The organism is Enterobacter cloacae complex sp. IR5459 (assembly GCF_049238005.1).
In the GTDB taxonomy this organism is placed as follows: domain Bacteria; phylum Pseudomonadota; class Gammaproteobacteria; order Enterobacterales; family Enterobacteriaceae; genus Enterobacter; species Enterobacter hormaechei_C.
In genome coordinates this window covers 184893-207588 of sequence record NZ_JBMKIG010000008.1, presented here as the reverse complement: position 1 = coordinate 207588, position 22696 = coordinate 184893, and the positions used below count along the sequence as shown (strand labels likewise).

Below are 22696 nucleotides of genomic sequence, written 5' to 3'. Positions count from 1 at the left end.
TTATCGGGAAACAACATGCGCACAAAATATACGGGTCTGCAAATCAGCATTCACTGGCTGGTTTTTCTGTTAGTTATTATGGCCTATTGCGCCATGGAGTTCAGGGGATGGTTCCCGCGAAGCGATCGTCCGCTCATTAATATGATCCACGTTTCCTGCGGGATCAGCATCCTGGTGCTGATGGTGGCGCGCCTGCTTATCCGCCTCAAATTCCCGGCTCCGCCTATTCAACCGAAACCAAAAGCGATGATTACCGGGCTGTCCCATCTGGGGCATCTGGTTATCTACCTGCTGTTCATTGCGCTGCCGCTGATCGGCATGGTGATGATGTATAACCGGGGAAATGACTGGTTTGCGTTTGGCCTGACGATGCCGCATGCGGCGGAGGGGAATTTTGACCTGGTGGATACGCTAAAAGCGTGGCACGTGACGCTGGCGAATCTGGGATATTTCGTGATTGGTTTGCACGCCTTTGCCGCGCTGATGCATCACTATTTCTGGAAAGACAATACGCTGCTGCGCATGATGCCGAAAAAGCGTCAGTAACCGATAATGCCCTGCAAACCCGCAGGGCATTTTTTGCGGCTTATTGCAGTTGCGCGCGCTCCTGCGCCGTTAAGTCCAGTTCCTGAGTTGTACCCGTTTCTGAAGATTTTACCGCCGCTTCCAGCACCGCCATCACCGCCAGGGCTTCCACCGGCGGGACTGGGTTGTCAATCTTGCCGTTCAGGGCATCGCGCACGTTTATATAGTACTGTCGCTGGTCGCCTTTTGGCGCAGGGATAGCGCTGGCTTCACCCTGGGCATTAAGCAGCACCATAGCGTCGCTGTCTTCACCCCAGCTTTCACTACCCGGAATGACGCCTGCCAGCAGCTGGGCTTCCTGCTGATCGATGCGCGCTTTCACCACGCTAGCCTTGTCACCGTGAATGGTAAAGCGGGATACGCCGCCCGCCACCAGCATGCTGCAATGGAGGACCACTTTGTGTTCCGGATAATTCAGCACCACGTGCGCCCAGTCGTTAATCTCCGCGCCGTCACGGAGGGTGGCGATGTTGCCCTGTACCGACTGCGGCAGACCAAAAAGCTGTAGCGTCTGGTCAATCATGTGCGGGCCTAAGTCGAACCACAGGCCGCTGCCGGGAACGTTTTGCTCTCTCCAGCGCACGCGGACCTCCGGGCGGAAACGATCGATATGCGACTCAAAATGTTTCACCTTGCCGATGCTGCCTTGCGCAATCACCTGCTTAATGCCGAGAAAATCGCTGTCCCAGCGGCGGTTATGGAAGACGGAGAGCAGCAGCTGTTTTTCTTCAGCCAGCGCAATCAGATCCCGCGCTTCCTGCATATCCAGCGTGAACGGCTTATCCACTACCACATGCTTGCCGGCATTGAGCGCCAGGGTGGCCAGCGGCGCATGGGTCGCGTTAGGGGAGGCGATAACCACCAGATCGATATCCGGGTGCTGAATGGCCTCTTCCGGCGTGGCGACAACGAGCACGTCCGGCAGATCGCGTTTCACTTTCTCTTCATCCCGGGATGAGATCACCGCCAGCTTCAGGCCGTCAACGGACTGGATCAGCGGGGCATGGAACGTCTTACCCACAAAACCATACCCGATCAGCGCAATATTCATTGTCTTCACTTTATTCATGACCTTCTCCACGTTAATGTGCGCAAACGGTAACCTGCACGGCGCTATGGTCCCCGAGCTCTGCCCAGGGACGATCTAAAAACAGTTGATTAATCTCGGATAACCCTGACACCAGATACGGTTCGCACTGGTTGAGTTTTAGATGGTCGGCGACTACCCAGTGCGCCTGGCTTGCGGCCAGCATGGCACGCTTCACTTCGGCATCCGCCTCCTGACTGGCGCTCAATCCGAGTTCGGCATGGATGGCGCATGCGCCAAGGATGGCAATATCCGCCCGGTAGCGAGAGAGCAGCGAAAGGGTGGCGCTTCCGGCAAACAGGCGCTGTTTCTGATCCCACTTTCCACCGAGCAGGATCAGGTCGATACCTTCCCGATCGCTCACCTGTTGAGCGATATCAAGAGAAGGGGTGATGATGGTCAGCGGCCCCTGAAGGAAAGAGGCAACGGCCAGCAGTGTGCTTCCGGCATCCAGAAATAGCGTCGAGCCCGCAGGCACGCATTGCGCAACCTGTTTACCCAGCCGCTGCTTGATTTCAGGCAGCAAGGTATTCCTGCTAACCCGGTTCATCGTCGAGAGATTCAGCGCGATGGCGCCACCATGGTTTTTTTGTGCCAGTCCCTGTTTTTCCAGGTCGGTCAGATCGCGACGGATAGTGTCCGCTGAAACCTGCAATCGATCTGCCAGCTCGGTAATGCTGGCCTGGCCTTGTTCAGTAATGAAATCAAGCACATATTTCTGTCTGGCGGTTTTATGCATGGGCGCAGTATCCTGCAAAATGTCGCAATACTTCGCATTTTACAGCATTTTGCAGAAAAGGGAATCGGGACAGGCGCGGGATGTTATCCAAAAACAGTTTAATGGTGTGATTATTGATATCGCATTAATCAGTCATCAAAAACATGTATGTATCTTTTAGGTATGTTGTTATCGCTATGTTTTACTTATAAATTTGGCTTAAGCTGCCACATTCCAGCGCCTAATTGATATTTATAACTAATTTGTAATTATAAATTAGTGCATATATCTAACAATCTGTGTTTATAAAGTAAAATAATCCAGTTTTATTCGGTGGATTACTTAAATTGACATTTCTTTGAAAATCTTTGTGTCTGATTCGGGGTGAAATTAACGCAAAAATGTACACCGGGGTATTTTAGAATTTTCTTTATATTACAGGGGGTTTATTTGTTTCATCTGAAAGGTCTTTTATAACGTTTTGTCCAGAAACCCCATCTTTTTTCTTATTTGTAACAACACATTAACATTGCGGGTGTGGTTGCTTATATCACATTTTGTTATGCTGCGAATCAATAAATATTTAAGTAAATTCTTAAAAGAAAAAAAGGATTGAACGGCTCTCGTCTCAATTGAAATGGGTTAGGGGAACTCTTGCCCGGAATTAATGGAGAAGGGGCAATGGATTTCTGGCGAATTATTTGTACCTCTTCCTGGGTATTTATTTGGCTATCACCTGGAGTCGGGGGATATTATGAAGATGAAATGCAATAACAGGTTACTCAGATTATCTGCCTCCCTGACCTTAATTTCGTTGGTGGTGACTGCGGCAAATGCAAATAACGGCCAGGCGGGGATATCTCCCGTTGCGGCAATGACGATGAAAGAAAGTGTTCTTTTCGCTCTCGATCGCGACCCCTCGGTGAGTCAGCAGGCGGCACAGCTGGGGATCGGCCAGGCACAAATAGACGAAGCGCGCAGTGGCTGGATGCCACAAATAGCCCTGAACGGGAGTACGGGTCACAGCCAGACCACCGATTCTAGCGGCTCGTTGCGAAATTCCGCAGCCTGGGGCCTGAGTCTGACGCAGCTGGTGTACGATTTTGGCAAGACCAACAACAGCATCAGCCAGTCTTCAGCTCAGCGTGACAGCTATCGCTACCAGCTGATGAGCACGATGTCTGCCGTCGCGGAAAAAACGGCGCTCAGCTATGTGGAAGTGAAACGCTACAGCGATCTGTTGCAGGCGGCAAAAGAGAACGTGCAGGCGCTTAAAAACGTTGAGCAGCTGGCAAAACTCCGCGCCGACGCTGGCGTAAGCTCCACCTCTGATGAGCTTCAGACCCGCACCCGTATTGCCGGGATGCAGGCGACGGTAGAGCAGTACAATGCATCCCTGAACAGCGCCCGCGCGCGGCTGGCGGTATTAACTGGCATACAGGCTGAACGCTATTCACCGGTTCCGGGAGGTCTGGCCGTGGAGCCGGATTCTCTCAATCGGATTGATTATTCACTGATCCCAACGGTGATGGCCGCGCAGAACATGGAGCGTTCAGCCCAGTACGGCGTAGAAACCGCGAAGTCTCAGCACTGGCCGACCTTAAGCCTGAAAGGGGGCCGGACCCGGTATGAGTCGGATAATCGCGCGTACTGGGATGATCAGATCCAGCTCAATATTGACGCACCGCTTTATCAGGGCGGCGCGGTCTCGGCGCGCGTCCGTCAGGCCGAGGGCGCAAGGGCAATGGCATCGTCTCAGGTCGATCAGGCCCGTTTTGATGTCCTGCAAAAAGCCTCCGTCGCACAGGCCGACTGGACCGGGGCGCGTGGACGAATGGAAGCCGGGAAACGTCAGCTGGAAAATGCGTTGCGCGCCCGCGATGTCTACAAAAATGAATATACCCTGAGCAAGCGCAGCATTAACGATCTGCTCAGCGTGGAGCAGGATGTCTGGTCTGCCACCTCCGCGAAAATAATGGCTGAATACGATGGCTGGAGTGCGGCGATTAATTACGCCTCTGCGGTGGATAATCTCATGCCGCTTATCGGAATAGAGAAAAACGCTGCCGCGAAATTACCTGATTTAAGTTAAAAAAAAGGCGCGCCTTTCTGCGCGAAATAAGTCAGACAATAATGGGTGATTTTTCCCAAGGATAGCTACATCCCTCTGGTGGACATATCCACAGGAATACGCGCACCTGCAAGGAGAAGAATATGAGTACCGCAAAAGTTGTTGATGTCATCATTCGCAAAACGGCAGAGAAGACGAAATTAACCGGTGAAGGGAATCTCTCGGTTTCTATTTCCTCACCGAGCGTGATTGAAATTCAGGGTTCTGCTCAGGACGTGGTGCGTTATGTCCGCCAGGGGAATGACCTCCTCATTTATATGAAAGATGGCAGCGTGATCCGCTGCAATAATTATTTTGTCGAAGACACGGAAACCCATAATCATTCCGAACTGGTATTTAACGATAACCAGGCGTTGACGCATATTTCATTTGCCGATGCCGGGGAAGCATCAGGCGTTGCCGCCACCGAATTAACCGCCCAGGCTGCACCCATTAGCAGCATTGAACCTTTCCTGGAGCAGGGAAGCGTATTAAGCGATGCGCCGTGGGGCTGGATTGCCGGTGCGGCGTTAGGGGGCGGTGCGATCGGCGCACTGCTGGCTCACGGCGGCGATGGCGAAACCAAAACGAAGGTTATTGATAATACAAAAGAAGTCGAAAGCGCCACGCCGACATTTTTGCTGACGGACAACGCGGGTGACAAGCAGGGCGTGCTGAGTGCAAAAGAGGTCACGGATGATAACACCCCCACCTTCAGCGGTACCGGGCAGCCGGGCGCGACCATTCAGGTTAAAGACGGCAGCGGCAGCACCATCGCCAGCACCATGGTCGCGAAGGACGGCACCTGGACGGTAACACTCCCGACCCAGGCGGACGGGGAACATACCTGGTCCGTCGTACAGATCGACGGCAGTAAAACGACCTCTGCGGGCAGTATTACCGTAACCGTTTCTACAGCGGATACCAGCGTGACGCTCGCCGCCACGGCGGGTGATAACGTGATCAACGCCAGCGAACAGTCCGCGGGCTTTACGCTGTCCGGCACCAGCAAAAACCTGGCGCAGGGAACGGCGCTTACCGTCACGCTCAACGGTAAAACCTATACCGCAGAAGTGGGGGCAAACGGCGCATGGAGCGTGAAGGTCCCTGCTGCCGACGCACAGGCGCTGGGCGATGGTACCTGGACGGTCAACGTCAGCGGAAAAGACGCGGCGGGCAACACCGTGTCCGGCAGCCAGACGATTGGCGTGGATACCGCCTCGCCAGTGATCTCTGTCGACACGATCGCCCAGGACAACATCATCAACGCGGCTGAACATAATCAGCCGCTGACGCTGACGGGGAAAACCGATGCGGAAGCGGGCCAGATTGTGACGGTCACGCTGAACGGCAAAAATCACACGGCGACCGTGGGCAGCGACGGCAGCTGGTCCGTTACGCTTCCGGCCAGTGAAGTACAGACGCTGGCTAACGGCGAGCACACCCTGACGGTAAACGTCAGCGACAAAGCGGGTAATGGGTCCTCCATCACCGCCGATTTCACGGTCGATACCGCAGCGCCAGTGGTCACTATCAACACCGTCGCGGGCGACGACATTCTGAACACCAGCGAGCAGGGGCAGGCGCAGATTATTTCCGGCCAGGCGAACGGCGCGGCGGAGGGCGACGTTGTCACCGTGACCGTTGGCGGCAAGACCTTTACCGGTGTCGTCCAGGCGGACGGCAGCTGGAGCGTCGGCGTGCCTGCCTCCGTCATTGGCGCGCTGGGGGAAGGTAGCCACAGCATTTCGGTCGCCGTGACCGATGCGGCGGGCAACACCGGCAGCGCGACGCACGGCATTACGCTGAGCGGCAACCCGCCGGAATTTACCCTTGATCCCATCAGCCAGGATAACGTCCTGAATGCGCAGGAGGCCATGCAGCCCCTGAGCCTGAGCGGGACCAGTAATCTGCCGAACGGCAGCGCTGTCACCGTGACGCTGAACAACGTTAACTATCAGGCCACCGTTGAGAACGGTCGCTGGTCCGTTCAGGTGCCGGTTTCCGACGTGCTGGATCTGGCGAATACCCTTTACACCGTCAGCGTCAGCGGCACCGACAGCGTGGGTAACAGCGGCTCCGCCGAGGCGAATCTGCTGGTAGACACCGTGCTGCCGCAGGTGATCGTCAACACCTTTGCCGGGGATAACCTGGTCAATAACGCCGAAGCGGCGGTTGACCAAACCCTCAGTGGACGCGTCACCGGCGCGGCGGCGGGCGATACCGTCTCAGTCACCGTGGGCGGCAAGAGCTACACCGCGACGGTTGGCAGCGACCTGAAATGGAGCGTGACGATCCCATCGGCCGACCTCCAGGCGTTTGGCGACGGCGATTTAACCTTCAGCGCCTCTGTCACCAATGCGCACGGCAATACCGGCACCGGCGAACGTGATATCAACATCAACGCCGAACTGCCGGGCCTGCGCGTGAACACGATCTCTGGCGATGACGTGATTAACGCCATCGAGCAGCAGCAGGATCTGGCCGTCACCGGCTCCAGCACTCATCTGGCCGAAGGCACACAGATCACCGTTACCATCAATAATGTCGAATACGTCACCACGGTTAACGCCAGCGGCAGCTGGCAGATTGGCGTGCCGGCGGCGGACCTTCAGGCATGGACGGCGGGAGGCATCACCGTCAGCGTCAGCGCGGAAGATGCCTGGGGCAACACCGTGGCGGCTGAACACCCGATCGAGCTTGACCTGAATGCGGTGGCTGTCACCATCGATACCGTAACCACTGACGATATGCTCAACGCGGCAGAAAAAGGCGCGGATGTCACGCTTTCTGGTCAGACGCAGGGCGTGGAGGCCGGGCAGACCGTGGTGGTGAAATTCGCGGATCAAACCTTTACTGCACAGGTGCAGCAGGACGGCTCCTGGCACCTGACCGTTCCGGCGAGCGCGATGGAAACGCTGATCGACGGGCGTGCGCAGGTGAGCGTCAGCGTGACTAACGTCAACGGCAACAGCGCGGACGCTTCACGCGTGGTGATCGTCGATACGCAGCCGCCAGCCATTACGCTTGATAACCTGACCGACGACAACATCATTAATGCGGCAGAAGCGCAGCAGGATCTGGTGCTCAGCGGCAGCACAACCGCTGAAACGGGCCAGACGGTCACCGTGACGCTGAACGGTAAATCTTACCAGACCACGGTACAGGCGGACGGTCGCTGGCAGCTGAACGTGCCTGCCGCCGACGTGGGCGCGCTGACCGATGGCAATGTCACCGTGACGGCCACCGTCAGTGACGTGGCGGGCAACAGCAGCAGCGCGGACCGCGTTGGGCTGGTGGATGCTACCGTACCGCAGGTGACCATCAACGATTTCGTCACCGACACCAACACCGTTAACCAGCTGGCCCATGCTCAGGCGCAGATCCTGAGCGGCTCCGTCACCGGCGCGGCGGCGGGCGATTTGGTCACCATCACCATCAATAACGTGGACTACACCACCGTGGTGGATGCGGCAGGAAACTGGAGTCTCGGCCTGCCTGCGTCCGTCATTCAGGGGCTGACGGACGGCACCTGGACTATTAACGTCTCCGTGACCGATCGGTCCGGCAACACCGGCAGCAGTTCAGTGGATGTGGTGGTCAATACTGTGACGCCCGTTATCGGTATTAACACGCTGGCAGCGGATGACGTGATCAATGCGGCAGAGAAGGGCGAAGATCTGCTGCTTTCCGGTACCAGCAACCAGCCGGAAGGAACCACCATCACTGTTAATCTGAACGGTATCAACTACTCCGCCACCACCGACGCCAGCGGCAACTGGAGCGTTACCGTACCCGCCTCTGCGGTGAGCGCGCTGGGTGAAGCCAATTACACCGTAACGGCGAGCGTCACCGATAATGTGGGCAATAGCGCCGCTGCCACGCACGATGTGCTGGTGGACAGCTCGCTGCCGGTTGTTACCCTCAACAACTTTGCGGGCGACAATATCGTCAACGCGGCGGAAGTGGCCGCAGGGCAAACCCTGACCGGAAAGGTTTCTAACGCGGCATCGGGTGATACCGTCACGATTATCCTCGGCGGGCAGACATACACGGCTACCGTACAGGACGATCTCACCTGGAGCCTGCCGTTAACCCAGAGTCAGTTAACCGCGCTCGGCAACGGCGACCTGACCGTCTCGGCCAGCGTGACGAACGCGCACGGCAATACCGGATCGTCTTCCCTGGATGTCACCATTGACGCCGAGCTGCCCGGCCTGCGCATTGATACCGTCGCCGGTGACGACGTCATTAACATAATTGAACACGCGCAGAACCTGGTTATCTCCGGCACCAGCACCGACCTGGCGGCGGGTAGCACCGTCACCGTGAGCATCAACGGCAAGAGTTATTCCGCATCGGTACTGGCGGACGGCACATGGCAGGCTGCGGTTCCGGCCGCAGACGTCTCCCGGTGGGCGGACGGGTCGCTCACCATCAGCGCCAGCGCGCAGGATACCTCCGGCAACCCGGTGAACATCGGCACCGTGGTGGATGTCGATCTCGCCCCGGTGGCGATAAGCATTAACAACGTGACGGACGACAACGTGCTGAACGCGGCAGAAAAAGGCCAGGATCTGGTGCTGTCCGGCTCCTCCTCGAACGTTGAAGCGGGCCAGACCGTTACCATTATCTTTGCGGGTAAAACCTGGACCACGACGGTCGATTCCAACGGCGACTGGACCTGCACCGTACCGGCTGCCGATCTGAGCGGCCTGAAGGACGGCGACGCCAGCGTACAGGTCAGCGTAACCAACGTGAACGGCAATGCGGCCTCTTCCTCGCAGGCATTCAGCGTCGCTACCGCCGCGCCAGCGGTCACCATCAACACCATCAGCGGCGACAACATGCTGAATGCGGCAGAGGCGGCGCAGGATCTGACCCTGAGCGGGACGTCTACTGCCGAAGCAGGCCAGACGGTCACCGTGGCCTTCAACGGCAATCAGTACACCGCCCAGGTGCAGGCAAACGGCAGCTGGACGCTGGACGTACCGGCGGCGGATATGGCAGGCATCGCCGACGGCAGCGCGGCGGTCACGGTGACCGTGTCCGATAAAGCGGGCAACCCGGCCAGTGCAGGGGCGTCCGTGCTGGTCGACACTACCGTGCCGCAGATTACCTTCGACATTGTGGCGGGCGACGACATTGTTAATATTGCCGAGCACGGCCAGGCGCTGATTGTCACCGGCAAGGTGACGGGCGCGCAGGCGGGCGATGTGATTACCTTGACCCTGAACGGCAAAGACTACACAGCGATGCTGGACGGTGCCGGAAGCTGGAGCGTGGGCGTTCCGGCGGCAGACGTGGGCGCGCTGGCTAACGGCGATCAGACGATCTCCGCCACGGTCACCGATAAAGCGGGCAACAGCACCAGCGCGACGCACGCGTTTGACGTCTCCCTGACCGCGCCGGTGATTGCCATCAATACCCTGGCGGTTGACGACGTGATCAACGCGACCGAGAAAGGCCAGGACCTGTTGATCTCCGGTACCAGCAACCAGCCGGACGGGACCCGCATCACCGTAACCCTGAACGGTATCAGTTACGCCGCCACCACCGATGCCAGCGGTAACTGGAGCGTCACCGTTCCGGCGGCAAATGTCTCGGCATTGGGCGAAGCGAGCTATAGCGTGACGGCCAGCGTGACCGATACTGCGGGTAATAGTGCGAACACCAGCCATAGCGTGCTGGTCGACAGCGCGCTGCCGCAGGTCACCATTAATGCGGTTGCCACCGACGACGTCATTAACGCGGCGGAAGTGGCTTCCGGACAAACCCTGAGCGGGAAAGTGAGCGGTGCCGCGAGTGGTGACACTGTCACAATTTCGGTGGGTGGCAATACCTACACGACAACCGTGCAGGACGATTTAAGCTGGTCGGTTAACGTCGCGTCTGACGTGTTAACCGCCATCGGCAACGGCCACCTGACCGTATCCGCCAGCGTCACTAACGGCCACGGTAATACCGGCTCCGGCGAGCGCGACATCACGATTGATGCCAACCTGCCTGGCCTGCGGGTCAATAAGGTGGCGGGTGACGACGTGATCAACAGCATCGAACACGGACAAAACCTGATTATCACCGGCTCCAGCGACGGTCTGGCAGCGGGTTCAGCATTGACGGTGACCGTTAACGGTAAAACCTACGCGGCCACCGTACTGGCAGACGGTACCTGGACGGCCGCCGTTCCGGCAGCAGACGTCGGCGCGCTGAGCGAAGGCACCGTCACCGTGACCGTTGAAGGCCAGAGCGCAGCGGGCAACCCGGTTTCTATCAGCCACGACGTGAAGGTCGACCTGGCGACGGTTGCTATCAGCATTGACGCTATCGCTACCGACGACGTAATCAATGCGGCAGAAAAAGGCGCAGATCTGGTGCTGTCGGGTGCCACCACCAACGTGGAAGAAAACCAGACCGTTACCATCACTTTCGGCGGTAAGACCTATAGCGCGACGGTGGATGCCAGCGGCAACTGGACGGCGACCGTACCGTCTGCCGATTTAGGTAGCCTGAAAGACGGCGACGCCAGCGTGCAGGTCAGCGTCACCAACGTGAACGGCAACAGCGCCTCGGCGGGCCGCGAGTACAGCGTGGACGCCACCGCGCCGACGGTGTCCATCGAGATCGTCAGCGACAACAACATCATCAACGCGGCCGAAGCGCAGCAGGATCTGGTCGTTAACGGTGTCTCCAACGCCGAAGCGGGCCAGACCGTCACCGTGACGCTGAACGGCGTGGACTACACCACCACCGTACAGGCGAACGGCAGCTGGAGCGTCACCGTACCGTCTGCGGATATCGGCGCGATTACCGACGGCAGTTACACCATCACGGCAGCCGTCGCGGATAAGGCGGGTAACCCGGCCTTAGCGGACCGCGATGTGCTGGTGGATACCACGGTGCCACAGCTGACCATTAACACCGTTTCCGACGACGACGTGATCAACAGCGCCGAGCATGCGCAGGCGCTGATTGTCACCGGTTCCGTGACCGGTGCGGCGGCGGGCGACGTGGTGACCGTCACCATCAATAACAAAGATTACACGGCGACCCTGGACGCTTCCGGCAGGTGGAGCGTGGGCGTGCCTGCGGCGGACGTGAGTGCCCTGACCGCTGGGGATCACACCATCACCGCGGCGCTGACCGATAAAGCCGGAAACAGCAACAGCACAACGCACGAGGTTGAAGTCAACCTCACTGCGCCGGTGCTGACCATTGACACCGTGTCCGGCGACGATGTGATCAACAGCAGTGAGAAAACGCAGGATCTGACCATCACAGGTACGGCTTCCGGGCTGGCCGCGGGCGCGGTGGTCACCGTGATGCTCAACGGCAAAGCGTACAGCGCCACGGTGGATACCAATGGCCAATGGACCACAACCGTTCCGGCGAGCGAGGTGGGGCAACTGGGTGAAGCGCTTTACACCGTGTCGGCCTCCGCAACGGACAGCGTCGGCAACAGCACCAGCACCTCGCACACCGTGAACGTGGAATCCGTGCTGCCTGGCGTCATCATTAACGCCGTGGCGGGCGACGACGTGATCAACGCGGCGGAGCTGGCAACCGGCCAGACCATTAGCGGCACAGTGGTGAATGCCGAAGCGGGCAACACCGTGACTGTGTCTGTTGGCGGCCATAACTACACCGCAACGGTGCAGAGCGATCTGACCTGGTCCGTCAGCGTACCGGAATCTGTGCTCACCGCGCTGGGCAATGGCGATCTGACCGTGACCGCCAGCGTCACGAACGGCGTGGGCAACAGCGGCAGCGGAGAGCGCGATATCACTATCGACGCGAATCTGCCGGGCCTGCGCGTGGACACCGTAGCGGGCGATGACGTGATTAACAGCATCGAACACGGGCAGAATCTGATTATCACGGGTTCAAGCGACGGCCTGACGGCGGGCACAGCGCTGACCGTCACCGTAAACGGTAAAACCTATGCAGCCACCGTGCTGGCAGACGGCACCTGGAGCGCGGCGATCCCTTCTGCGGACGTGAGTGCCCTTGCCGCAGGCGCGGTCACCGTGAACGTTGAAGGCCAGAGCAGCGCGGGCAATCCGGTGACTATCAACCATGATGTGACGGTGGATCTGGCAAACGTCGCGATCAGCATTGACGCCATCGCTTCCGACGACGTGATCAACGCCGCCGAGAGGGGTGCGGATCTGGTGCTCTCCGGCACCACCGCGAATGTAGAGGAAAATCAAACCGTCACCATCACCTTCGGCGGCAAGAGCTACACTGCCACGGTGGACGCTGAGGGTAAATGGACCGCCACGGTGCCGTCTGCGGATCTGGCTGGCCTGAAGGACGGTGACGCCAGCGTGCAGGTGAGCGTCACCAACGTGAACGGCAACAGCGCGTCTGCGGGCCGCGAGTACAGCGTGGATGCTACCGCGCCGTCCGTGACCATCAACACGATTGCCACCGACGATATCCTCAACGCCTCAGAAGCACAGTCCGACCTTGCAATCTCCGGCACCAGCACCGCCGAAGCAGGCCAGACGGTGACCGTATCGCTGAACGGCAAAGATTACACCACAACCGTCAGCGCGAACGGCAGCTGGACGCTGAACGTGCCGGCAGCTGACCTTGCAGGATTAACCGACGGCAGCGTCACCGTAACCGCGAGCGTGAGCGACAAGGCGGGTAACCCGGCGTCGGTTGACCACGCCCTGACGGTGGACGTCACCGTACCTGCGGTGACCATCCACACCGTGGCAGGCGACGACGTGATTAACGTGGCTGAACACAATCAGGCGCAGATTATCAGCGGCTCCGCCACCGGCGCGGCGGCGGGCGATAAGGTCACCGTCACGATCGGCGGCCAGACTTATACCACCGTGCTGGATGCGGCGGGTAACTGGAGCGTGGGCGTTCCGGCGAATGTGATTTCAGGCCTCAGCGACGGCACCGTGACCGTCTCTATGTCAGTCACCGACGCGGCGGGCAATACCGGCAGCGGCACGCATAATGTGACCGTCGATACCGGTCTGCCATCGGTCAGCTTCAACGCCATCAGCGATGACAACGTCCTGAACGCCGTTGAAAAAGGCCAGGATCTGAGCGTCAGCGGCACCAGCGCCAACCTGGCGGAAGGCACCCTGGTCACCGTGACCCTGAACGGTAAAAACTACACGGCGACAACTGCGGCAGAAGGCACCTGGAGCCTGACGGTTCCGGCTGCGGATCTGGCCGGTCTCGGTCAGGCCAGTTACACCCTGAACGCGACGGCCACCAACGGCGTGGGCAACAGCGTGAGCAATTCTGCGAACCTGCTTGTCGACACCGCGCTGCCAACCGTCACCATCAACACCGTGGCGGGCGACAACGTCATCAACGCGGCGGAAGTGGCCGCGGGTCAGACCCTGAGCGGCACCGTGGCGAATGCCGAAGCGGGCAACACCGTGACCGTCGCTATCGGCGGCCACAGCTACACCGCAACGGTGCAGAATAATCTGTCCTGGTCCGTCAACGTGCCGTCTGACGTGCTGACCGCACTCGGCAACGGCAGCCTGAGCGTAACCGCGACCGTCACCAACGGCCACGGCAACACCGGCACCGGCGAACGCGAGATCGCTATCGACGCTAACCTGCCGGGGCTGCGCGTCGATACCGTGGCGGGTGACGACGTGCTCAACACCATCGAGCACGCGCAGAACCTGATTGTTTCAGGCACCAGCGACGGGCTGGCGCCGGGCACGGCGCTGACGGTTACCGTCAACGGTAAAGATTACGCGGCAACGGTGCTGGCAGACGGCACCTGGCGCGCGGCGATCCCGTCCACCGACGTGAGCGCGTGGCCGGAAGGCACCGTGAAAATCAGCGTTACCGGTGACAGCGCGGCGGGTAATCCGATCATCATCAGCCACGACGTGACCGTTGATCTGGCTACCGTTGCCATCAGCATCAATGCGCTTGCCACCGACGACGTGATTAACGCGGCGGAGAAGGGCGCGGATCTGGTGCTGTCCGGTGTGACCACCAACGTGGAAGCCGGGCAGACCGTGACCATTAGTCTGAACGGCAGGATCTACACCACCACCGTGGACGACAGCGGCAACTGGACTTACACCGTGCCGTCAGCGGATCTGGCTGGCCTGAAGGATGGTGTCGCCAGCGTACAGGTGAGCGTCACCAATGTGAACGGCAACAGCGCCTCGGCGGGCCGTGAGTACAGCGTGGATGCTACCGCGCCGTCCGTGACCATCAACACCATTGCCACCGACGATATCCTCAACGCCTCAGAAGCGCAGTCCGACCTGGCAATCTCCGGCACCAGCACCGCCGAAGCGGGCCAGACGGTGACCGTATCGCTGAACGGCAAAGATTACACCACAACCGTCAGCGCGAACGGCAGCTGGACGCTGAACGTTCCGGCGGCGGATCTGGCAGGATTAAGCGACGGCAGCGTCACCGTGACCGCGAGCGTGAGCGACAAGGCGGGTAACCCGGCGTCGGCGGACCACAACCTTACGGTGGACGTCACCGTTCCGGCAGTGACCATCCACACCGTGGCAGGCGACGACGTGATTAACGTGGCTGAACACAATCAGGCGCAGATTATCAGCGGCTCCGCCACCGGCGCGGCGGCGGGCGATAAGGTCACCGTCACGATCGGCGGCCAGACTTATACCACCGTGCTGGACGCGGCGGGTAACTGGAGCGTGGGCGTTCCGGCGAATGTGATTTCAGGCCTCAGCGACGGCACCGCGACCGTCTCTGTGTCAGTCACCGACGCGGCGGGCAATACCGGCAGCGGCACGCATAATGTGACCGTCGATACCGGTCTGCCTTCGGTCAGCTTCAACGCCATCAGCGACGATAACGTGCTGAACGCGGTGGAAAAAGGTCAGGATCTGCGCGTCAGCGGCACCAGCGCCAACCTGGCAGAAGGGACCGTGGTGGCCGTGACCCTCAACGGCAAAAACTACACGGCCACGACGGCGGCAGACGGCACCTGGAGCCTGACCGTTCCGGCGGCGGATCTGGCGGGTCTGGGCGAAGCGAATTACACCCTGAGCGCGAGCGCCACCAACGGAGTGGGCAACAGCGTGAGCAACACCGCGAACCTGCTGGTGGATACCGCGCTGCCAACCGTCACCATCAACACCATTGCGGGCGATAACGTCATCAACGCGGCGGAAGTGGCCGCGGGTCAGACCCTCAGCGGCAAGGTAGCGAACGCGGAGGCGGGCAATACCGTCACCGTGACCATTGGCGGCAACACGTACACCGCGACAGTGCAGAGCGATCTGACCTGGTCCGTGAACGTGCCGGAATCCGTCCTGACGGCGCTGGGCAACGGCGACCTGACGGTGTCTGCGACTGTGACCAACGGCCACGGCAACACGGGAACAGGCGAGCGCGATATCACTATCGACGCCAGCCTGCCGGGGCTGCGCGTGAATACCGTGGCGGGCGATGACGTGATCAACAGCATTGAGCATGGTCAAAACCTGATCGTCTCCGGCACCAGTGACGGGCTGGCGGCAGGCACAACGCTCACCGTGACCGTGAATGGCAAGACCTATGCCGCGTCGGTACTGGCAGACGGCTCCTGGAACGCGGCGATCCCGGCGGCAGACGTCGCGGCCTTCGCAGCAGGTACCGTCACCGTGACCGTGGCAGGCCAGAGCGCGGCGGGCAACCCGGTGAGCATCAGCCATGACGTGACCGTCGATCTGGCGGCGGTGGCTATCAGCATTGATGCGATTGCCACCGACGACGTGATTAACGCGGCGGAGAAAGGCGTGGATCTGGTGCTCTCCGGCAGCACCTCGAACGTGGAGGAAAACCAGACCGTTACCGTTACCTTCGGCGGCAAGACGTACACCGCGAAGGTGGATGCTGACGGTAACTGGACGGCCACCGTGCCTTCCGCCGATCTCGCGGGCCTGAAGGACGGTGACGCCAGCGTGCAGGTGAGCGTCACCAACGCGCACGGCAACAGCGCCTCGGCGGGCCGCGAATACAGCGTGGACGCGACTGCGCCAACCGTGACCATTGATACGGTAGCCGGCGACAACGTGATCAACGGCAGCGAAGCGGCTGCGGGCGTGGCCATTTCCGGCACCACCACGGCTGAAGTCGGTCAGACGGTCACCGTGACGCTGGGCGGAAACAGCTACACCGCACAGGTTCAGCAGGGCGGCGTCTGGAGCGTGAACGTGCCGGGCACAGACCTTTCCGCACTGGCGGATAACGGTTACACCGTGCAGGCCAGCGTGAGTGACGCCGCGGGTAATCCGGGCAGCGCGGGGAAAGCGATTACGCTTGATACCACGCCGCCGACCGTCAGCTTTAACGTTGTGGCGGGCGATGACGTCATCAACAGCGTGGAGCACGGGCAGGCGCAGATCGTCAGCGGCACCGCAACCGGCGCCAGCGTCGGCGATAAGGTGGTCATCACCATCGGTTCGAACCAGTACACCACCACCGTTGACGCCAGCGGCAAATGGAGCGTGGGCGTTCCGGCCAGCGTGATTTCCGCGCTGACCGACGGCACCGTAACCCTTAGCGCGACTATCACCGACAGCGCAGGCAATAGCAGCACTCAGACCCATGACGTGGTGGTAAATACCGCATCGGTCGCGCTGACCGTCAACACCCTCAGCGGTGATGACGTGATCAATGCGGCAGAAGCGGGCGCGTCGCTGGTCATCAACGGCTCCAGCGCGCAGTTCGCCAGCGGTACGCAGGTCACTATCAACCTGAATGGTAAGAGCTATACGGCCACTATCCAGAGCGATGGCTCCTGGACAACCACCGTACCGGCCGCCGACGTGGGCACCCTGGCCGACGGCGCGAGCTACCAGGTTTCTGTTTCGGCGCAGGACAGCGCCGGGAACAGCGCCTCGGCGACGCATACCATCAGCGTGGATACCAGCGCGCCGGTGATTAGCGTGAACACGTTGTCGGGCGACGATGTGCTGAATGCGGCGGAAGCCCAGCAGGCGCTCACCGTACAAGGCTCTTCCAGCGCGGAAGCAGGCCAGACGGTGACCGTCACGCTGGGCGGCAAAACCTACACTGCGCTTGTGGCAAACGACGGGACGTGGACGCTGGATGTTCCGACAGTCGATCTGGCTGCACTGAGCCAGGGGGCGCTGACGGTGACCGCCTCGGTCAACGATAAAGCCGGTAACAGCGGCCAGACGACGCATACCTTAACGGTCGATACCATCGCGCCAGCCGTCACCATTAGCACCGTGGCTGATGACGATATCGTCAACAACGCCGAGCAGCTGGCGGGACAGACCATCAGCGGGACCACCACCGCGGAACAGGGCCAGACGGTGACCGTCTCCTTCAACGGCCACAGCTATCAGGCGACCGTCGGGGCGGACGGCTCCTGGTCGGTCTTCGTGCCGGGGCGTGATTTCCTTGGCCTGAGCGACGGGGATTACACCATTACGGCTACGGTGAGCGATAAGGCATGTAACCCGGGCAGCGCAACGCACGACGTGACGCTTAACGGCGACGTGCCGACCATCGCCATTAACACCTTTGCGCAGGACGATATCGTAAATGCCGCCGAACATGGCACGCCACTGGTTATCAGCGGCACCACCGATGCGCCAGCGGGCCAGACGGTGACAATTACGCTTAACGGTAAAACCTACACGGCTACCGTTCAAAATGACGGCACCTGGAGCTATACGGTCGGCAGCGCAGACGTGACCGCGCTGGCGGACGGCGGTTCGTACGTGATTAACGCGCAGGTGAGCAACGCCATCGGCAACAGCGTCAGCGATAACCACACCGTAACCGTGGATCTCACCGCACCGTCGATGGGGATCAGCATTGATTCCCTGCAAAACGATACCGGCCTCAGCGCGAATGACTTCATCACCAACGACAGCAAGGTGGTGGTGAATGGTTCCCTGACCGCGCAGCTCGGCAATAACGAGAAGGCGCAGATCAGCCTTGACGGCGGCGTCACCTGGATCGACCTGACCGTCACCGGCACCACCTGGCGCTACACTGATGGCCGCACCCTGACGGACGGTACGTATCAGTACCAGGTGCGCGTGATTGATAACGCGGGCAACGTTGGGGCAACGGACAGCCAGGACGTGGTAATCGATCTGACGAAGCCTGCGGCGGCGACCATTACCGTGGATTCCGTCTCGCAGGATACCGGCCTGTCCGACAGCGACTTCATTACCAGCGACAACCAGATCAGCCTGAAAGGGACGCTCGGCGCGGCCCTGGGCAGCGGCGACCACGCCCAGATCAGCCTGGACGGTGGCGCGACCTGGACTGACGTGAGCGTTAGCGGCCTGAGCTGGACGTATATTGATGGCCGTACGCTGACCGACGGGGATTACAACTACCAGCTGCGCGTGATTGACGAGGCGGGGAATATCAGCGCCACCACCAGCCAGGTGGTGACCATTGATACCGTCGCGCCGGACGCCAGCAAAACGATCGCTATCGACAGCATCAGCGACGATACCGGCCTGAGCAGCAGCGACTTTATCACTCGCGACACGTCCCTGACCCTGCACGGCTCACTCGGCGCGACGCTGGCCGACGGCGAATATGCCCAGATCAGCATCGACGGCGGCGTCACCTGGCAGAACGTGATCGTCACCGGCAACAGCTGGTACTACGTGGACGGCCGCACGCTGGGTAACCAGACCTATGACTACTACGTTCGCGTAGTGGATGCGGCGGGCAACGTGGGTGCTAGCGCTCATCAGCAGGTGACGGTCGATACGGTCGCGCCGGATGCGGCGATTACGGTGACCGTGGATAACATCACCGTCGATACCGGTTTCGATAACAATGACTTCCTGACCAGTTCGACCTCGTACACGCTCAACGGGACGCTCGGGGCCGAACTCGGGGCGGGTGAGTATGTGCAGGTGAGCATGGATGGCGGCACCACCTGGGTTTACGCCACGGTAAGCGGTACCCAGTGGCGCTATACCGACGCGCGCATCCTGGCCGACGGCGACTACCGCTATCAGGTGCGGGTTGTCGATCAGGCGGGCAACGTCGGGGCCACCACCACGCAGGACGTGACGGTGGATACCCAGGCGCCGCAGTACGGCATCACCATTGACAGCATCAGCGAAGATACCGGGCAGTCCGGAAGTGATTTCATCACCATGGACACCTCGCTGACGATCAACGGTTCGTTGGGCAGCGCGCTGGCCAGCGACGAGCGCGTACAGATTAGCCTCGACGGCGGCAATACCTGGATTGACGCTACCGTCACTAACCAGCGCTGGAGCTATACGGACACCCGCGATCTGACGGACGGGGATTACAACTACCAGGTGCGGATCATCGACCAGGCGGGCAACGTCGGCTCAACCTCTTCGCAGGTGGTAACGGTTGATACCACGCCGCCTGATACGGTGGGAACGGTGGTCAGCTATACCGACGGGGAAGGCGAACGTCAGGGCAGCTTCGGCGCTTCGGTGGCAACAGATGACAACTCTCCAGTGATTAACGGGACGCTTAACCGTGCGCCGGACAGTGGCGAGATCGTGCAACTGTATCGTGACGGTGTGCTGCTGGGACAGGTGACGATGAACGGCGCCGCCAGCTGGTATTTCCAGGACAGTGGTCTGAATGACGGTAATCACGTCTATATGCTGCGTGTGACCGATCTGGCAGGTAACTTCACCGACTCAGATGATTTCGTGCTGAAAGTGGATACGAGCATCCCGACCACCACCGTGACCATTAACCCTCAGACGACGACAGATAGCACCCCGATTCTGAGTGGACTTGTATCGGCGGGACTGACCAACGGCGAGTACGTGGTTATCACCGTGAACGATAAAACCTACACCTCAGAGACTGGCGGTGCGGTCGTGGTCGATCCGGATAACAACACATGGTATTTGCAGCTCCCTGACGGCGATGCGCTGAGCGTGAAGAATTATGATGTTACGGCACAGGTGAAAAGCAGCGCCGGCAACGGTAATACCGCTGGGTTGACTACCGGTAGCCTGATTGTAGGGAGTGAAGAATCATTGACGCCGGCCTGGTCATTTACCGCCGCGAACTACTCCTATTCTGCCAGCTATATGCTGGATTCGGATGGGCTGTGGACGATTATGGCCAACCAGCAATTCGCATCCGCCAATACCAGTAGCCGTAACGCTTACACCGTTTCAGGCAATTTCTCAATGACGGGGAGTTACACAACCGGTACTTACGCGGATATCAACCGCGACGGGCTGGCTGACGTGCTGGCGGAAGGGACAAGTTACTCGTACATGGTGCAGCTGATTAACAATGGAGACGGTACATACACCTCCAGTACGCTGACCAATATGGGGGCTGCGGTGTGGTATGGCGCGGTGGTCGCCATTGACATCAAGGGCGATGGTTACACTGACTTTGTCATCGGCGATGCTGGCGGGCCTGATTCCAGCACCGTCATGCTCAATAACAACGGCACGCTGACGGGCAGTTCGAAGTCCGGTACGTACTCCAGTTTCGTATCGGGATCAACGGTAGGTAACTACAACAGTCTGATTGAAACGTCCGGTGTGGATTTGAACAACGACGGGAAAGTGGATATTGCCCAGCATACGACCAACGGGGGCAACAACTATGCCCTGTCGACCATGTTTAACCAGGGCAATGGCTCATTTACGTGGGGGCAAAACTTCACCAATACCATGTACAGCGGCTATGGTTCCGCCGCAGCGTCCAATGCCGTGAGTATGACCTGGGCCGACTTTAACGGTGATGGCTACATGGACCTGTATATGAGCATGTCCCGTACCTCCAGCGGAACCAGTCAGGGCGGGGTGTTAATGCTGAACGACGGTAGCGGCAACCTTCTGGCCGGCACCGCGGTTGGAACGGCGACCACGGATAAGTTTGTGGGTAACGTCAGCGTGGCGGTGGACTGGAACCTCGACGGTCACATGGACATCATCAAGCTGGCGAATAGCGGGCAGTCTTATCTTTACACCAACGATGGACTGGCAGGTACTGCAAGCTTTACTGCTTCGAAATTCAGTACCGCTACGTCAACTCAGGTATCCGGCGCGGCTCTGCTTGATTACGACTGGGATGGCGCACAGGATCTGCTCATTTTCCGTCAAAACGGTACGGTTTTACTGGAGCGGAATACCAATACGGTCGCACCAGGTACGGCCTTGCATCTGAAGATTGTCGACAGCGAAGGGATTAACGCCTTCTTTGGCAACACTGTCCAGCTGTACAACGCGGCAGGCCAGCTGGTCGCCAGTGAAATCATCAATGCCCAGTCCGGGATTGGCATTAACGATTCCTCGTCGCTCATCAGTTTTTACGGCCTGGATCCCAGCGAGACGTATCACGCGGTGCTGGTTCGTGCCGTTAACGGTGTTTCGAGTAACGTAACCTGGGACGGGCTGACGGCAGGAGACGGTAAAGAAAGTTACGCCCTGACGGCTGAAGCTGCTACGGGCGGTCACCAGGGCACCCTGACAGGTACCGGCTACAACGATACCTTTATCGCTGAAGCAGGGACGTATACCTACAACGGTTCCGGTGGTTGGACGACGACCTCTGAACACGACACGTGGAGCAGTACGGGTGGCATGGATGTCGTGGATTATCGCAACGCCACTTCCGGCGTCACCGTCGATTTAGGACGCTCTACGGCGCAGAGTACCGGATTCGATACCGCGACACTGGTGAATATTGAAGGCATCAACGGCTCCGACTATGACGACGTGATCACCGGCAACAGCGGTGATAACCAGTTCGAAGGCCGGGGCGGGAACGATACCTTCAACATCGGCAGCGACGGTCACGATACGTTGCTCTATAAGCTGATCAACGCGTCTGACGCGACGGGCGGCAACGGCAGCGATGTGGTGAACGGCTTTACCGTCGGCACCTGGGAAGGGACGGCGGATACGGACCGTATCGACCTGCGCGACCTGCTTTCCGACAGCGGTTATACCGGCACCGGCTCGGCGAGCTACGTCAACGGCGTGGCGACGCTGGACAGCAGCGCGGGCAACATCGCCGACTACATCCGCGTGGTGCAGAACGGCAGCAACACCGAGATCCAGGTTGACCTGGACGGCACCGGCGGTCAGTTCTCGCCCACCACGCTGGTGACGCTGAACGGGGTGCAGACAGATCTGGCGACGCTGCTGGCGAACCACCAGCTGTTAATTGCGTAAAACACTGCCGCGGGGAGCGATCCTCGCGGCTTTTTGCG

General features: G+C 59.6%; 5 protein-coding genes. 3 read left to right on the top strand and 2 right to left on the bottom strand.

Going from position 1 to position 22696, the window contains the following annotated elements; translation table 11 throughout:
* Positions 1–15: 15 nt before the first annotated feature.
* Positions 16–546 (top strand): cytochrome b561, encoded by a 531-nt coding sequence (gene cybB, locus ACOTX4_RS17640; RefSeq protein ID WP_003857288.1) that lies wholly within the window; start codon positions 16–18, stop codon positions 544–546.
* 40 nt (positions 547–586) lie between these two features.
* On the opposite strand, the gene ACOTX4_RS17635 is transcribed toward cybB, so the two are convergent.
* Positions 587–1654: an oxidoreductase gene (locus ACOTX4_RS17635; RefSeq protein ID WP_023314112.1), complete on the bottom strand. Its 1068-nt coding sequence runs from the start codon at positions 1652–1654 to the stop codon at positions 587–589.
* A 13-nt stretch (positions 1655–1667) separates the two neighbouring features.
* The gene (locus ACOTX4_RS17630; protein ID WP_045333016.1) at positions 1668–2411 is read right to left on the bottom strand and encodes a DeoR/GlpR family DNA-binding transcription regulator; all 744 of its coding nucleotides are present in this window, start codon (positions 2409–2411) and stop codon (positions 1668–1670) included.
* A gap of 733 nt (positions 2412–3144) precedes the next feature.
* Between ACOTX4_RS17630 and ACOTX4_RS17625 the strand changes: the two genes are divergently transcribed.
* Positions 3145–4482 (top strand): TolC family outer membrane protein, encoded by a 1338-nt coding sequence (locus tag ACOTX4_RS17625; RefSeq protein WP_045333017.1) that lies wholly within the window; start codon positions 3145–3147, stop codon positions 4480–4482.
* Positions 4483–4604: 122 nt separating this feature from the next.
* Positions 4605–22658 carry an Ig-like domain-containing protein gene (locus ACOTX4_RS17620; protein ID WP_421635403.1) on the top strand — a complete coding sequence of 6018 codons (18054 nt, stop codon included), beginning with the start codon at positions 4605–4607 and terminating at the stop codon, positions 22656–22658.
* Positions 22659–22696 lie beyond the last annotated feature (38 nt).

Bases quoted from the DNA above. Each gene is read 5' to 3' on its own strand.
- cybB (WP_003857288.1), top strand. From the start codon at position 16: ATGCGCACAAAATATACGGGTCTGCAAATCAGCATTCACTGGCTGGTT.
- ACOTX4_RS17635 (WP_023314112.1), bottom strand. From the start codon at position 1,654: ATGAATAAAGTGAAGACAATGAATATTGCGCTGATCGGGTATGGTTTT.
- ACOTX4_RS17630 (WP_045333016.1), bottom strand. From the start codon at position 2,411: ATGCATAAAACCGCCAGACAGAAATATGTGCTTGATTTCATTACTGAA.
- ACOTX4_RS17625 (WP_045333017.1), top strand. From the start codon at position 3,145: ATGAAGATGAAATGCAATAACAGGTTACTCAGATTATCTGCCTCCCTG.
- ACOTX4_RS17620 (WP_421635403.1), top strand. From the start codon at position 4,605: ATGAGTACCGCAAAAGTTGTTGATGTCATCATTCGCAAAACGGCAGAG.